11 protein-coding genes are annotated in these 14,177 nt (G+C 59.8%); 8 read left to right on the plus strand and 3 right to left on the minus strand.

Going from position 1 to position 14,177, the window contains the following annotated elements; all coding sequences use genetic code 11:
• Positions 1–381: 381 nt before the first annotated feature.
• On the plus strand, positions 382–1,068 hold the full coding sequence (locus tag CFBP1590_RS13095) for a hypothetical protein (RefSeq protein WP_029241855.1): 687 nt from the start codon (positions 382–384) through the stop codon (positions 1,066–1,068).
• Between the two features lie 392 nt (positions 1,069–1,460).
• On the opposite strand, the gene CFBP1590_RS13100 is transcribed toward CFBP1590_RS13095, so the two are convergent.
• Positions 1,461–2,456 (minus strand): aldo/keto reductase, encoded by a 996-nt coding sequence (locus CFBP1590_RS13100; protein ID WP_088235193.1) that lies wholly within the window; start codon positions 2,454–2,456, stop codon positions 1,461–1,463.
• A gap of 201 nt (positions 2,457–2,657) precedes the next feature.
• Between CFBP1590_RS13100 and lexA the strand changes: the two genes are divergently transcribed.
• The 5 genes from lexA (at position 2,658) to CFBP1590_RS13125 (ending at position 9,334) form a co-directional block, all read left to right on the plus strand.
• A complete protein-coding gene (gene lexA, locus CFBP1590_RS13105; protein ID WP_025995817.1) occupies positions 2,658–3,275 on the plus strand; it encodes a transcriptional repressor LexA in 618 nt (205 codons plus the stop codon).
• A complete protein-coding gene (gene imuA, locus CFBP1590_RS13110) occupies positions 3,275–3,895 on the plus strand; it encodes a translesion DNA synthesis-associated protein ImuA (RefSeq protein WP_057410597.1) in 621 nt (206 codons plus the stop codon). Before lexA ends, imuA begins: the two co-directional genes overlap by 1 nt.
• Before the next feature lie 7 nt (positions 3,896–3,902).
• Positions 3,903–5,318: a Y-family DNA polymerase gene (locus CFBP1590_RS13115; protein ID WP_029242437.1), complete on the plus strand. Its 1,416-nt coding sequence runs from the start codon at positions 3,903–3,905 to the stop codon at positions 5,316–5,318.
• On the plus strand, positions 5,315–8,410 hold the full coding sequence (locus CFBP1590_RS13120; protein WP_088235194.1) for an error-prone DNA polymerase: 3,096 nt from the start codon (positions 5,315–5,317) through the stop codon (positions 8,408–8,410). The genes CFBP1590_RS13115 and CFBP1590_RS13120 overlap by 4 nt, the downstream gene beginning before the upstream one ends.
• A gap of 72 nt (positions 8,411–8,482) precedes the next feature.
• The gene (locus CFBP1590_RS13125) at positions 8,483–9,334 is read left to right on the plus strand and encodes an urea carboxylase-associated family protein (RefSeq protein ID WP_058432644.1); all 852 of its coding nucleotides are present in this window, start codon (positions 8,483–8,485) and stop codon (positions 9,332–9,334) included.
• A gap of 95 nt (positions 9,335–9,429) precedes the next feature.
• On the opposite strand, the gene CFBP1590_RS13130 is transcribed toward CFBP1590_RS13125, so the two are convergent.
• Both CFBP1590_RS13130 and CFBP1590_RS13135 read right to left on the minus strand, forming a co-directional pair.
• Positions 9,430–10,359, minus strand: a complete 930-nt coding sequence (locus CFBP1590_RS13130) for a magnesium transporter CorA family protein (RefSeq protein ID WP_004885554.1) — start codon at positions 10,357–10,359, stop codon at positions 9,430–9,432.
• A gap of 6 nt (positions 10,360–10,365) precedes the next feature.
• A complete protein-coding gene (locus tag CFBP1590_RS13135; protein WP_032651919.1) occupies positions 10,366–11,952 on the minus strand; it encodes a RimK family ATP-grasp domain-containing protein in 1,587 nt (528 codons plus the stop codon).
• 92 nt (positions 11,953–12,044) lie between these two features.
• On the opposite strand from CFBP1590_RS13135, the gene CFBP1590_RS13140 reads away from it, so the two are divergent.
• Entirely contained in the window at positions 12,045–13,172 is a 1,128-nt protein-coding gene (locus CFBP1590_RS13140) for a GNAT family N-acetyltransferase/peptidase C39 family protein (RefSeq protein ID WP_088235195.1), read from the plus strand.
• 90 nt (positions 13,173–13,262) lie between these two features.
• The gene (locus tag CFBP1590_RS13145) at positions 13,263–14,162 is read left to right on the plus strand and encodes a polysaccharide deacetylase family protein (protein WP_004885547.1); all 900 of its coding nucleotides are present in this window, start codon (positions 13,263–13,265) and stop codon (positions 14,160–14,162) included.
• Positions 14,163–14,177: the final 15 nt, after the last annotated feature.

Below are 14,177 nucleotides of genomic sequence, written 5' to 3' on the forward strand. Positions count from 1 at the left end.
GCCAGATGCAATCCGGGGCGATGCAGCGTGATTTGTCGCTATCCTGGCTGCAGGCACTGTTGCCTGAAGCACAGGATTGTTCGAAGACTGTTGCTCCACCAACAGTCGAAACCGGGTGCGCAGGACCTGCCTTGTTTGGGTTTTTTGTAGAAAAATCAGGCTTTTTTCAGCCTCAAGTGCAACAGAAAGGGATTTTCGGACTCCTATCGTCCGTATTCTTCATTCCGCAACATTGCAGTACTAGTCTTTATCCGTGATCAAGGGACACGTATTCGACTGATCCGCAGGGACAGAAAAGGGTGGCGAACCCGCTATGGCAAGCGCCTTCGCAGCAGCGACACGCTGACTTTTCCCTTAACCGCGTACCGGACTCAGACAATAATGAATATTCCCAAACTCTCATTGAGCAGCCGACTTCAGCGGCGTATTGCCTGGATTACCCTTCCTTCAGTTCTGATGGTTTCAGCCGTGCTGCTGTTTTCCATGGGCAAAGGCGTGTACGCCGACCCGAAAAACGGCACTCAGACCCTGGTCTTCCTGCGCCATGCCGAAAAGCCCTCCATGGGCCTGGGGCAGTTGAATTGTCAGGGTCTCAATCGCGCCATCGAACTGTCCGAACTGCTGCCTAAGGAATTCGGCAAGGCCGACTTCATCTTTGCCGCCAATCCAAGTCGGCACGTGGAAGAGGGTGATGGCGACCTTTCCTATAGTTACGTTCGCCCCCTGATGACCGTTGGCCCGAGCGCAATCAAGCTGGGCCTGCCGATCAACATCGACTTCGGTGCCAACGACACCAGCGATCTGGCTGACGAGTTGATGCACGACAAGTACCACAACGCGATCATCTACACCGCTTGGTCACACGGCTATCTGCCGGAACTGATCAACAAGGTGGCCAAGGAAGCGTCCGGCAAGGACGTGAAGCTGGTCAACGATTGGGAAGGCGATGATTTCGACTCAGTCGTCGTCGTGACCCTGAAGTGGGTCGACGGCAAGGCCACGCTGGAATACAAGAACCACAAACAGGGCCTGAACAACGGAACCGAAGCGTGTCCGCAATCGACGTGAGAATGTCGCCACGCACACCCGCTTCTGCCCGGAGGGCGTGGGAGCTCTCGGAGGTTACGACGGCAGCGATGGGCTGCGCAGCAGCCCAAGGTTGCATCTGATACACCGAGTGTGCAGGTTTTGCTGCCGGTTTCCGGCAGATCGCCGGCAAGCCGCCTCTTATCAAACAACCTGTAACTTACTGAAGAAAAACGATTTGTTGTAGGAGCGCGCTTGCCCGCGATTGCGTCATGTCATTCACTAATTTTCTGTCTGCAAGAACCTATCGCGGGCAAGCGCGCTCCTACGGCCCTCGTTTGCTGCGCGACAGCGCTACGTCGAAGACGGTGTTATGCCTCCCACATAGCGTGTTTCTTCAGTCAAGCTGTTGATGGTTGATCAGATCCGCCCGATCAGCCGTTTACAAACTTCATCGATTCTGCACTGTAACGCTCACCCGCCACGGCACCTTCGGCCGGAAAGATCGCATCCATCTGCGCCAGTTCGTCTTTGCTCAACTCTACCGAAGCCGCCGCCACGTTGCTTTCCAGGTACTTGCGCTGCTTTGTGCCAGGGATCGGAATGATGTCGTCACCCTGGGCCAGAACCCAGGCCAGGGCCAATTGTGAGGCGCTGATGCCTTTGGCTGCCGCGACGGCTTTGACCTTTTCCACCAGTTGCAGATTGCGGTTGAAGTTCTCACCCTGAAAGCGCGGGCTGAAGCGACGGTAGTCGTCTGGCGCAAAGTCTTCGGGGGTGCGCAGTTCTCCGGTCAGAAACCCTCGTCCCAGCGGGCTGTAGGCTACAAACGCGATGCCCAGGCGACGGCAGGTGGCAAGCACATCGTCCTGCTCCGGATCGCGCGACCACAGCGAGTACTCGCTTTGCACCGCCGCCAGTGGATGCACCCTGTGGGCGCGCTCGATGGTCTCTGCGCTGGCTTCGCAAATACCGATGTGGCGCACCTTGCCAGCCTTCACCAGCTCGGCCATGGCGCCGATGGTGTCCTCGATCGGCACATTCGGATCGACGCGGTGCTGGTAATACAGGTCCAGATAGTCAGTGTTCAAGCGCTTGAGGCTGCCATCGATGGCCTGGCGCACATACTCGGGACGGCCATCGACACCGCGGGCATGCGGATCATCGCTGCGCACGATACCGAATTTGCTGGCCAGATAAAGACTGTCGCGCTTGCCCTGCAAGGCACGACCGAGAAGGGCTTCATTGGTGTGCGGGCCGTACATGTCGGCGGTGTCGAAAAAGCTGACGCCCAGTTCCAGAGCGCGATGCAGTGTCGCGATGGACTCCTGTTCGTCGATGCCCGTGGTGTAGAAGTCCGACATGCCCATGCAGCCCAGTCCGATTGCAGAAACCTGCGGGCCATGCTGGCCCAGTTGACGTGTGATCACGATGCTTTCTCCCTGGAATGAAAAGACAGATCAAGTGTGTACTCTGCGCATTGCGCAATAAACCGGCTATTTACGATTTGACTGTTCGGTTTATCTAAACAATCTGAAGCACGATACCGGTTGCAAGCATGGCAACTATGATTAAGCGGCACTGCTGATCCGACAAAACGCACTAGCCAGAAAAAACGCAAAAGAGTACAAATGTACTCCATGAGCACATTATCTCCCCGTCGCAGCGCCATCCTTACCTTCATCCGCGATCGCATCGCGCAGCAAGGGCAATCGCCGAGCCTGGCGGAAATCTCCGAAGCGTTCGGCTTTGCTTCACGCAGCGTGGCACGCAAACACATTGTGGCCCTCACCGAAGCGGGGCTGATCGAAGTCGTGCCGCATCAGGCGCGCGGCATTCGTCTGGTGCAGAACGAATCCCGCCCCGAGCTGCTGGAAATCCCCGTGTTGGGCCGGGTCGCTGCCGGTGCGCCCATTGGGCCGGACCTTGATATACATGCCACGCTGCATCTGGATCGCAGCACTTTTACCCGCGTGCCGGATTACCTGCTGCGCGTACAGGGCGATTCCATGATCGAAGACGGCATTCTCGACGGCGATCTGGTTGGCGTGCACCGCAACCCGCAGGCCAGCGACGGCCAGATCGTTGTCGCCCGGCTGGACGGCGAAGTCACTATCAAGCGCCTGCGGCACAGTGCCGACGGGCTGCAGTTGCTGCCACGCAATCCGGCCTACAAGCCCATCATTGTTACGCCGGATCAGGACTTCGCCATCGAAGGCGTGTTCTGTGGTCTGGTCCGGCGCGAATGATGGGCGCTGTCGTCAGCCTGGACAGCCTGCTGGACGAGCGCAGGGTCTGGAAAGGGCGTCAGCAGTCTGCGCCGCAGGTCAGCCCGCAGCCCAGCGGCCATGCTTTGCTCGACAGCGTCCTGCCCACAGGCGGCTGGCCGCCATCGGCGCTGACTGAAATCCTGATTCCGGCCAATGGCAGTGGCGAGCTGCGCCTGTTGTGGCCCAGTCTGGCGAGGCTGTCCGGCATAGGCGAACGCATCGTGCTGGTCGCGCCGCCTTACCTGCCTTACCCGCAGGCCTGGCTGGCGGCTGGAGTCGATTTACGCCAGATGACCCTGATCGAGGCCAGCGCCAGGGATGCCTTGTGGGCCGCCGAACAATGTTTGCGTTCCGGCAGTTGTGGCGCCGTGGTGTGCTGGCCCGGCATGGTCGACGACCGTGCGTTGCGTCGCCTGCAAGTGGCTGCTGAAACCGGGCAGACCCTGGCCTTCGCCTGTCGGCCTCAACTGGCCGCTGCCAACCCGTCGCCCGCTGCGCTGCGCATTGCTGTCGATACCCGTCCTGCACAACTGCGGGTGCTCAAATGCCGTGGCGGGCTTGCTCCCGCCTTGCCGATACCTTTCCCGACCGACGCTTGAGGTTCTTATGCTGTGGGCCTGTGTCTTGCTGCCGCAACTGGCACTCGACGGCGTCATGCGCCGCCATACCGATCCGGATGAACCGCTGGCCCTGATCAGCGGCAGTGCGCAACGTCGAGTGCTGCAGGCCGTCAATCCGGCCGCTCGAGCCTTGGGCCTGCGACCCGGTCAATCGCTCAGTGCGGCGCAGGCGCTGGTGTCAGGCTTCACCATGGTCCCGCATGACCCGACTGAAACCGAGCGTTTGCAGCAACTGCTGGCCGCCTGGGCCTATGGTTTCAGCTCCAATGTCAGCCTCAGATACCCACGCGTGCTGCTGATGGAAATCGAGTCCAGCCTGAAGCTGTTCGGGCCGTGGCCGGTGTTCGAGGCGAGGTTGCGTGAAGAGCTGACCGGGCTCGGCTTTCGTCATCGCATCGTCGTGGCACCCAACCCGATTGCGGCGCGCATGCTGGCCAACATGCACGACGGGCTGAGTATCGATTGCCCGCATGACCTGCGGCGCACCCTGGAACAGATGCCGGTGGACCGCATCGGTCTCGCTCGCGAAGTGGCAACCGCCCTGGCCCGCATGGGGCTGCGCAATGTCCGGCAGGTGCTGGCCCTGCCACGCGATACCCTGGCGCGGCGCTTTCCTGCCAGCGTGCTGCAGCACCTCGATACACTGCTCGGCGAGCGGCCGGTGGCGCTGGAGTGCTACATGCCACCGGACTTTTTCGACCTGCGCATCGAATTGAATTTCGACGTCGAATCGCATCAAGCGCTTCTGTTCCCGCTCAAGCGCCTGATTGCCGATCTGGCCATGTTCCTGACTGGTCGCGACAGCGGCGTGCAGCGTTTTGCCCTGCACCTGGAGCATGTGGACGGGCCGGATACCGTCGTGCAGGTCGGTCTGCTCAGCGCCGAACGGGATGCCTCGATGCTGTTCGAGCTGGCCCGTGGCAGGCTGGAGCAGGTGCTGGTCGCTTCTCCGGTGCGGGCGGTGCGCTTGCTGGCGCAGGATTTGCCGGATTTCGTCCCGACGCACCGAACCCTGTTCGATGAGCGCGAACAACAGACGCTGCCCTGGGAGCAGTTGCGCGAGCGCCTGCGGGCACGGCTGGGCGACGAGTCGGTCAACGGCCTGCGAGCGCTTGCCGATCATCGTCCCGAGTGCGCCTGGCGGCCTGTGGCTGAAAGCAAGGTCATTGCGCAGGTCCACGGTCATCCGCGTCCGGGCTGGTTGCTGCACCAACCACAGCCATTGCCTGCGCACACCACCCGCATCGTGGCCGGGCCTGAGCGCATCGAGTCAGGCTGGTGGGACGGTGGTGATGTGCGGCGCGATTATTACCTGGTGGAAACTCTCAGCGGCCAGCGCGCCTGGGCCTACCGCACGGTGGGCGAAAACGGCGAACTGCTGCTGCACGGCTGGTTCGCATGAACGTGGATTACGCCGAGCTGCACTGCCTGTCGAACTTCAGCTTCCAGCGTGGCGCTTCAAGCGCTCAGGAACTGTTTCAAAGAGCAAAACGGCATGGTTATACGGCGCTGGCGATCACCGACGAATGCACGCTGGCCGGTATCGTACGGGCGTGGCAGGCCTCGAAAGACAGTGGTCTGCCACTGATCATCGGCAGTGAGATGCAGATCGAAAACGGGCCGAAGATCGTCCTGCTGGTAGAAGACCTGATCGGCTATCAAACGCTGTGCCGGATCATCACCCTGGCCCGGCGTCGCGCCAAAAAGGGTGAGTACCGGCTGTTGCCCGATGACTTCGAGATAGCGTCCAACGGTTTGCTGGCGGTCTGGCTGCCAGAGATCGAGAACGATACGCAAGCCTGTCTGGCTCAGGGCAACTGGTTGCGCGAACGGTTTGCCGAACGCCTGTGGCTCGGCGTCGAGCTGCATCGAGGACCGGATGACGAACAACGGCTTGCAGATCTGCTGGCATTGGCGCAGTCCCTGAGCATTCCGGCGGTTGCCAGCGGCGACGTCCACATGCACGCCCGAGGACGACGTGCGTTGCAGGACACCATGACTGCGATCCGTCACCACACGACGGTGGCCGAGGCCGGGCATCTGCTGTTTGCCAACGGCGAGCGCCATTTGCGCACCCCGGATGCGCTCGCCGAGCTGTACCCCGACTGGCTGTTGGCCGAATCGGTACGCATCGCCCGCCGTTGTACATTCGACCTTGACGACTTGAAGTACGAATACCCCCATGAGCTGGTGCCCAAGGGCCAGACGCCGTCGTCCTGGCTGCGCGAACTGACCGAACGAGGCGTGCGCAAACGCTGGCCCGACGGCCTGCGCCCGACAACCCGTGAGCAGGTCGAGAAGGAGCTGGCGCTGATCGCGGAAATGAACTTCGACAGTTATTTCCTGACCGTCCACGACATCGTCGAATTTGCCCGCAGCCAGTACATTCTTTGCCAAGGGCGAGGTTCGGCGGCCAACTCGGTGGTGTGTTATGCGCTGGGGATTACCGAGCTGAATCCGGAGAAGAGCAACCTGCTGTTTGAGCGCTTCATCTCCAGGGAACGCAACGAACCGCCTGACATTGATGTGGATTTCGAGCATGACCGCCGCGAAGAGGTCATTCAGTACGTGTTCCGGCGCTATGGCCGGGGCAGGGCAGCGCTCACCGCCGTGGCCAGCACATATCACGGTTCCGGCGCGATGCGTGACGTGGCGCGGGTGCTGGGCTTGCCGCCGGATCAGATCAACGCACTGGCTGATGCCTTCAGCCGCTGGAGCGATACGCTGCCATCCCCCGAGCGGCTGCGCGAATACGGCCTGGACCCTGAAGCGCCGATGCTCAAACGCGTGCTGGCCCTGAGTGACGAACTGATCGGCTTCCCCCGACATCTTTCGCAGCATCCGGGCGGATTCGTGATTTCCGAGCATCCGTTGGACACTCTGGTGCCGGTCGAGAACGCAGCCATGGCCGAGCGCACCATCATTCAGTGGGACAAGGACGATCTGGATCTGGTCGGCCTGCTGAAGGTCGATATTCTGGCCTTGGGCATGCTCAGTGCGTTGCGCAGAACCTTCGATCTGGTGCATCTGCATCGCGGCAAACAATGGACGCTTGCCAGCGTGCCATCGGATGACCGCCCGACCTATGAAATGATCAGCCGCGCCGACACCATCGGCGTGTTCCAGATCGAGTCGCGAGCGCAGATGGCCATGCTGCCGCGCCTGAGACCCGAGAAGTTCTACGATCTGGTGATCGAGGTGGCCATCGTTCGACCGGGGCCGATCCAGGGCGACATGGTTCATCCGTACCTGCGCAGACGTAACGGCGAAGAAGCCATCACCTATCCGCCCGCCCTTGAAAAAGTATTCGAGCGAACCCTCGGCGTGCCGCTGTTTCAGGAGCAGGTCATGGAAGTGGCGATCATCGCCGCCGACTACACGCCCGGCGAGGCCGATCAGCTGCGTCGTTCGATGGCTGCCTGGAAGCGTCATGGCGGGCTTGAGCCGCATCGCGAGCGTCTGACCAAGGGCATGCTCAAGAACGGCTACGAACAGGACTTCGCCGATCGCATCTTCGAGCAGATCAAGGGCTTCGGCAGTTACGGTTTTCCCGAGTCCCACGCTGCCAGCTTCGCCTTGTTGACCTACGCCAGTTGCTGGCTCAAGTGCCATGAACCGGCAGCCTTCACCTGTGCGCTGATCAACAGTTGGCCCATGGGCTTTTACAGCCCGGACCAGCTGTTGCAGGACGCACGTCGCCATCACATCGAAATCCGTCCGGTGGACGTGCGTTACAGCGACTGGGATTGCTCGCTGGAGCCCATCGAACACCCTGACTACACACGCAATCTGGCGATCCGCTTGGGCATGCGCATGGTGCGCGGCTTTCGGGAAGACGATGCGCTGCGTATCGAGCGCGCCAGAGCGACACGCGCGTTTTCGGATGCCACTGACCTGACGATTCGCGCCGGGCTGGACAATCGTGCTGCCGAGTCTTTGGCCGATTCCGGTGCGTTGCGCGGCCTGATCGGTCACCGGCATCGTGCACGCTGGGAAGTGGCTGGCGTGGAAGCGCAGCGGCCGCTGTTCGATGATCTGCCCAGCGAAGAGCATCAGGTCACATTGCCGCTGCCTACCGTGGCCGAGGATCTGGTTGCCGACTACGCCACGCTGGGCACGACGCTGGGGCCACATCCGCTGGCCTTGTTACGACGGCAACTGGCTGCCAAGCGCTTTCGCAGCTCGCGGGACCTGCTTACGCTGGAGAATGACCGAACCCTCAGCGTGGCCGGGCTGGTCATTGGCAGGCAACGCCCTGGCACGGCCAGCGGTGTGACCTTCGTGACGCTGGAGGATGAGTTCGGAATGGTCAACGTCGTGGTCTGGCGCGATCTGGCCGAGCGGCAGCGCAAAGTGTTGGTCGGTTCACAGCTGCTGCAAGTGTTCGGTCGTCTGGAGTCCAAGAGCGGCGTGCGGCATCTGATTGCCCAGCGTCTCTATGATCTGACACCGCTGCTGACCGGGCTGGATGTGCGCAGTCGGGATTTCCAGTGAGTGCAGGGTGCGAAACGGGCTCGCAATTTGCAGCGTTGAGAACCTTTCCAAGCTGCCCAGTAGAGGTCCTGCATGTACAAAGACTATCCCGCTGCCTATCAGGTGAGTAAAGGTGCCGCGCTGCAAGTGGATACGGCCTTTTACGAGCGCATACGCGCCAATATGCAGCAGCGCACACTGATCGAGCAGTTCGAAATACCGATCCGCACCGGGCGAGCGTGGAAGGTCAGGGCAGGACAGGTGTTTCGTGTCACCACACCGGTAGGCCCGCAGGTGGGCGATTTCAACGTTTGGAACGCCGACGATCCTCGTGAGCGCATGTGGGCCGCCAGAACCCGTCAGCTGCAGGGCGCGCACGTCAGCACCCATGACAGGCTCTGGTCGAACCTGCCGTTCCTGCGGCCGATGGTCACCATCACCGACGACAGCCTGGCCAGTTACGGCATCGACGAACATGGCGGACGCCTGCACGACCTCTTGGGCACGCGTTGCGACCCTTACGTCAACAAAATGCTGACCGGCGAGGACTTTCATCATCACTGCCATTCGAACCTGACGCGCGCTGTACTGCCTCACGGTCTGACCGAGTTCGATGTGCACGATGTGCTGAACATTTTCCAATGCACCGGGCTCAATCATGACGACATGTACTTCATGAAAGCCTGCCCGGCACAAAAGGGCGATTACCTGGAGTTCTTCGCCGAAATCGATTTGCTGTGCGCGTTGTCGACCTGCCCGGGAGGCGATCTGTCACTACCGATGTGGGGACCGGATGCACAGGATCCGTTAAGCGTATGCAGGCCGTTGGGCGTGGAAATCTATGATCTGGAAGCGACTCTGCTGGAAGGCTGGCAACCACCCCAGCGCGCGGCTTACAACGGACTGCATGGGTTGCAGATCGCCAAGGCCGAATGGGAAGTCTAGGTTTTCTGAGGCAGCAGGCAGCCTCCCACAGTCCGGTGTTTGCCACACGACAGCACTACGTCGACGTGGCTATGCCTCCCAAGGTAAAGACCGGCTCATGCCGAGCGCGCCATCCTGCGCAATCCCCAGATCATCGCGACGCCCATACCCAGCATGGCTACCAGCAGCGCGGGATAGCTGACCCACCAGTGCAGCGGGGCAGTCATCATGCTGAATTCCGACATGCCGCCGATCCCGGCAATCAGATTGAGCGGCAGGAACACCACGTTGATCAGGGTCAGCTTGCGCAGCAGGTTATTGGTGCTGTTGTTGACCAGATTGCCCCGCGCATCCATCAGCCCGGCAAAGACCGTCGAATAGATTTCAGCCTGCTTGTAGCACTGATCGTTCTCAATGATCATATCGTCGATCAGCGCCAGGCTGGCGTTGCCGTACTGTTTGCCCTGCGCATGATTGCGCAGCCGGGTCAGGACAGCACCGTTGCTGTGAATCGCGTTGATGTAATACACCAGGCTTTCACTGAGGTTGAACATCTGCAGGAGGTGACGATTTTCCAGTGATGAATTGAATTTCTGCTGCAGTTCACGCGCCACCATCTTGATCACCTTCAAGTGGCCCAGATAGTGATGGATGTTGTTGAACAGCATCTCCAGCAGAATATCCAACGGCTGCTCAAGCGGGCGTTGCGTCAACAGTGACGTCAGCGGTTGATCGTCGTCGCAGATCAACAGCAATTGATCCTGCTTCAGCAAAACGCCGAATGACGAGACATCGAACGAAAAGCTGTCCTTGCCTGAATAGTTTTCAGGCCGCTTCCAGATCAGAAACAGCGCATCGGGATGAAACTCGATGCGGGAAATTTCATCCGGGTCCAGCGCCGATGCCACAGCATGCTCATCCAGGTGAAAACGCTCGGCCAGCAGCGTGCGTTCGCCGGCGTCCGGTTTGCTGAACCACAGCACCTGCGCCATCAGTGGGTCGCAGGCTTGAAGGCGGTTGGCGTCGAGTTTCAGGCCTTTGATCATGGGTGATTACCAGGCCTGGCCAAGACGTTTGATGTCCAGGCGGCGAATGAATTCTTCCAGTATCAGACCGTACAGATCGTCCTGCAGGTAGGCGTCTTCAATACCGGCGTCGAGGTTGGGGTTATCGTTGACTTCGATCACCACCACCTTGTCGCCAGACTGCTTCAGGTCAACGCCGTATAGCCCGTCGCCAATCAGGTTGGCGGTCTTGAGCGCCAGTTCAACCACCGCTCTCGGCGCTTCATGAACCGCCAGGGTGCGGCATTCACCGTTGATTTCGGCCCCGACAGCCTTGTGGTTGTAAATCTGCCAGTGCCCCTTGGACATGAAGTATTGGCAGGCAAAGATCGGCTTGCGGTTAAGAATGCCGATGCGCCAGTCGTACTCGGTGTAGAAGAATTCCTGCGCCAGCAGCAGTACCGAATGCTCGAACAACTGCGCAGTGGCGGTGTGCATTTCTTCAGCTGTACCGACCTTGATCACACCGCGTGAGAAACAGCCGTCAGGGATTTTCAACACCAACGGAAAGCCCAACCGTCTGGCGACATTCTCCAGCTCTTCGGGTCGGTCCTTGTAAAGGATTTCGGTACGCGGCATGCCCAGGTCATGGCTTTTGAGCAGATCGGTCAGGTACACCTTGTTGGTACAGCGCAGAATGGACGTCGAATCGTCCATGACCACCAGCCCCTCGCTTTCTGCCTTCTTGGCGAAACGATAGGTGTGGTTGTCGACACTCGTGGTCTCTCGGATCAGCAGCGCGTCGTATTCAGCGAGTCGCGAGTAGTCCTTCTTTTCGATCAATTCGACATCGATCCCCAGACGCTGGCCGACGCGAATGAAGTTGGCCAGGGCCTCTGCGTTGGAGGGTGGCAATTGCTCCTGCGGGTCGTGCAGGATCGCCAGGTCGTAACGTGCCACGCGGCGCGAGCCTGGTTGACGCCAGACCTTACGACTGAAGCCGTCCAGCGCAAGGGCGAACTCGTCCTGTTGATCGTCACGCAAACGGGGCAGGGCACCGGACTTGATGCCTGCGATATGCCAGTTTTCGCGCTTGCGAAATTCAACCAGCAGAATCGGGCAGGGAAAGGCTTCGAACAACTGACGCGCCAGATCATTCAAGGGCGCGAGTGTTGTCTGGCCGAAATAAAGTGTCAGGGTAAAACCTTCGGTATTGTCATACGGGTGATCCTGAAGTGCGGTTTCCAACACTTTGTCCAGATCATCCAGTGCCAGCCCATACAATGATTTGCGTGTCAGCTCGCTGATAGTACGCACGGAGGGAATGACATGGTGCTGACGCGCTTCGGCCAGCAGAGAACAATAATAACCGTGGCCCAGGTACTTATAGCTCCGGCACAGGTTGATGACCTGTACGCGCTTGCCAGCCGTGGCTTGCAGCGGCTTCTCCAGATAGTCCTGCGCCGTCATCAGGTTTTCGCTGGGGAAATAGGATGCCCAGTCTTCCAACCGCTCGACAATAATGACCACCTGGCTTTGTGCTGCAAAAGGGACTGCGGGATAAGCACGTTTCGTTGTTGCTGAAACTGCACGTTGAGCCGATACTTCGTTCATCTTCACCTGCGCCGCTGACATGTGTAATCGATCCGATGGGAAACAGTCCTTTCTATTAAGCATGTGCTTATTGAAATGTCCCGTTTCGTTACACAACTTTTACGGCGGTGCAGATGGACTTTATATTTCGCGATGCAGTGGATTCCGACGTCGAGGATTTGCTGTTTCTGGAGAACCAGTGCTTTGAAGGCGACCGGCTGACGGCACGCAGTTTCAACTGGATGATCCGCCGGGCCAACGCCTGCCTGATCGTGGCCGAGCGGGCCGGGCAGTTGACCGGATACGCGCTGGTGCTGTTTCACCGTGGCACGTCGCTGGGGCGTCTGTACTCGCTGGCCATCGCCGATGCGGCGCGAGGGCTGGGGCTTGGCAAGCAGCTGTTGCAGCATGCCGAACAGCGGGCGGTCGAGCGCGATTGCGCGTATCTGCGTCTGGAAGTGCGCCCCGACAACCTTGCAGCCATCGGTCTTTATGAACGCAGTGGCTATCGGCGTTTCGCTCAGGTCGACGATTACTATCAGGACCATGCACCCGCGCTGCGTTATGAAAAGCGCATCGTCGAGCATGCCCGGCATAACGGCCGCTCGGTCCCTTACTACCAGCAGACACTGGACTTTACCTGCGGCCCGGCCTGCCTGTTGATGGCCATGAAAGCCTTGCAGCCCGAGCGCTCGATGATGCGTGCCGAGGAATTGCAGATATGGCGCGAGGCAACCACCGTATTCATGACGTCGGGCCATGGCTGTTGCAGTCCGCAAGGGCTGGCGCTGGCAGCCTGGCGGCGCGGCTTTGCCGTGAAACTGCTGGTGTCGATAGCCGGGCCGTTGTTTTTGAACGGCGTGCGCAGTGATACCAAGAAACAGGTGGTGCGTCTGGTCCACGAACAGTTCTGCCGCGAACTTGACGCTTCCGACGTGCAGACGCTGGCCAATCATGCCTTGAACCTGCCGCGTGTGCTGGCGGAAGGCGGCAAACCGCTGGTGCTGATCAGCAGCTATCGCCTGACCCGCTCCAAGGCTCCGCACTGGGTGATGGTCACGGACTGCGACGCCGATTTCGTCTATCTGCATGACCCGGATATCGATCACAGCCTGCACCGTCAGGCCATCGACTGTCAGCATTTACCGGTGAGCCACGCTGACTTCAATCGCATGAGTTGCTTCGGGACTGACAAGCTGCGGGCAGCCGTGATCGTTTACCCGTCGGGACCTGGAGAACCTGATTGTGCGCAGGTTTCATGAACCGCTATGGCTTTAATCCTGACGCGCGGCTAGTGTGTGCGCCGCAGTACCGGTGAATGTTCATTGCCCGGTCATTCGGAACACACGCTCATGAAAACCGCTTTTGCCGTCTTGTGGACCTCGATCACTGTCTTGAGTTTGTCGGCCTGCATCAGTTCGCCTGTGCCGCTGACGACAGAGACCGCCGAGCGGCTTCGTCAGCAACCGCCAGTACGTTTCCTGCTGTCGTTCGATGACGGCCCCAGCGCGACAACCTTCTACAACCCGACGGCAACCGTGCTCGACAGCCTGGCCGACAATCCGCTGGAACCGAACATCAAAGCGGTGTTTTTCGTGCAGACCGGCGCAACCGGGGCGGGCAACAGTGATGAGGGAAGGGCGCTGATGCAGCGTGAGCACGCGCAAGGTCACGTGCTGGGCTTTCACACTGCAACGCCGCACCACACCAACCACCGCTCGCTGACCTCTGAAGAACTCCATCAGTCGCTGACTCAGGGCAGCGAAATCATCGAGTCGATCACCGATACGCCGACCGTTCTGCTGCGTCCGCCATTCTGGAACTACGACAAGCGCACCTTCGGCATTTATCAGCAGCACGGGCTGCATGTACTGCTGACCGACCTGAGTGCCAATGACGGGAAGATCTGGGGTTACAACTTCAGCCTGAGACGTCGTTCGAACATGGTCAGCCAGTTGTCGCAGGTGCGTGAACGCATCGCTGCGGGCGAATTGCCTGCAGTCGATGGTGTGATTCCGGTAGTGGTGACCTTCCATGACCTGAACCGCTACACGGCCCGGCATGCGCGTGAGTACCTGCAGATTCTGGTCGACAGTGCCAATCAGACCGGCGTGCGACTGTCTGCCAAACCGTTCTACGACGACAGCGCACAGTTGCAGCGCGCCGCAATGGCCCGCACCGTCAGGGACGCAGACGAATCCGTGAAGCTACCGGGACTGTGGAACTGGATCTGGGATCACAACGCCGACTGAGCCCCTGTCGGTATT

Source organism: Pseudomonas viridiflava (assembly GCF_900184295.1).
GTDB lineage: Bacteria > Pseudomonadota > Gammaproteobacteria > Pseudomonadales > Pseudomonadaceae > Aquipseudomonas > Aquipseudomonas viridiflava.

Bases quoted from the DNA above. Each gene is read 5' to 3' on its own strand.
- CFBP1590_RS13130 (WP_004885554.1), bottom strand. From the start codon at position 10,359: ATGATCAAAGGCCTGAAACTCGACGCCAACCGCCTTCAAGCCTGCGAC.
- CFBP1590_RS13120 (WP_088235194.1), top strand. From the start codon at position 5,315: ATGAACGTGGATTACGCCGAGCTGCACTGCCTGTCGAACTTCAGCTTC.
- CFBP1590_RS13135 (WP_032651919.1), bottom strand. From the start codon at position 11,952: ATGTCAGCGGCGCAGGTGAAGATGAACGAAGTATCGGCTCAACGTGCA.
- CFBP1590_RS13095 (WP_029241855.1), top strand. From the start codon at position 382: ATGAATATTCCCAAACTCTCATTGAGCAGCCGACTTCAGCGGCGTATT.
- imuA (WP_057410597.1), top strand. From the start codon at position 3,275: ATGGGCGCTGTCGTCAGCCTGGACAGCCTGCTGGACGAGCGCAGGGTC.
- CFBP1590_RS13115 (WP_029242437.1), top strand. From the start codon at position 3,903: ATGCTGTGGGCCTGTGTCTTGCTGCCGCAACTGGCACTCGACGGCGTC.
- CFBP1590_RS13125 (WP_058432644.1), top strand. From the start codon at position 8,483: ATGTACAAAGACTATCCCGCTGCCTATCAGGTGAGTAAAGGTGCCGCG.
- lexA (WP_025995817.1), top strand. From the start codon at position 2,658: ATGTACTCCATGAGCACATTATCTCCCCGTCGCAGCGCCATCCTTACC.
- CFBP1590_RS13145 (WP_004885547.1), top strand. From the start codon at position 13,263: ATGAAAACCGCTTTTGCCGTCTTGTGGACCTCGATCACTGTCTTGAGT.
- CFBP1590_RS13140 (WP_088235195.1), top strand. From the start codon at position 12,045: ATGGACTTTATATTTCGCGATGCAGTGGATTCCGACGTCGAGGATTTG.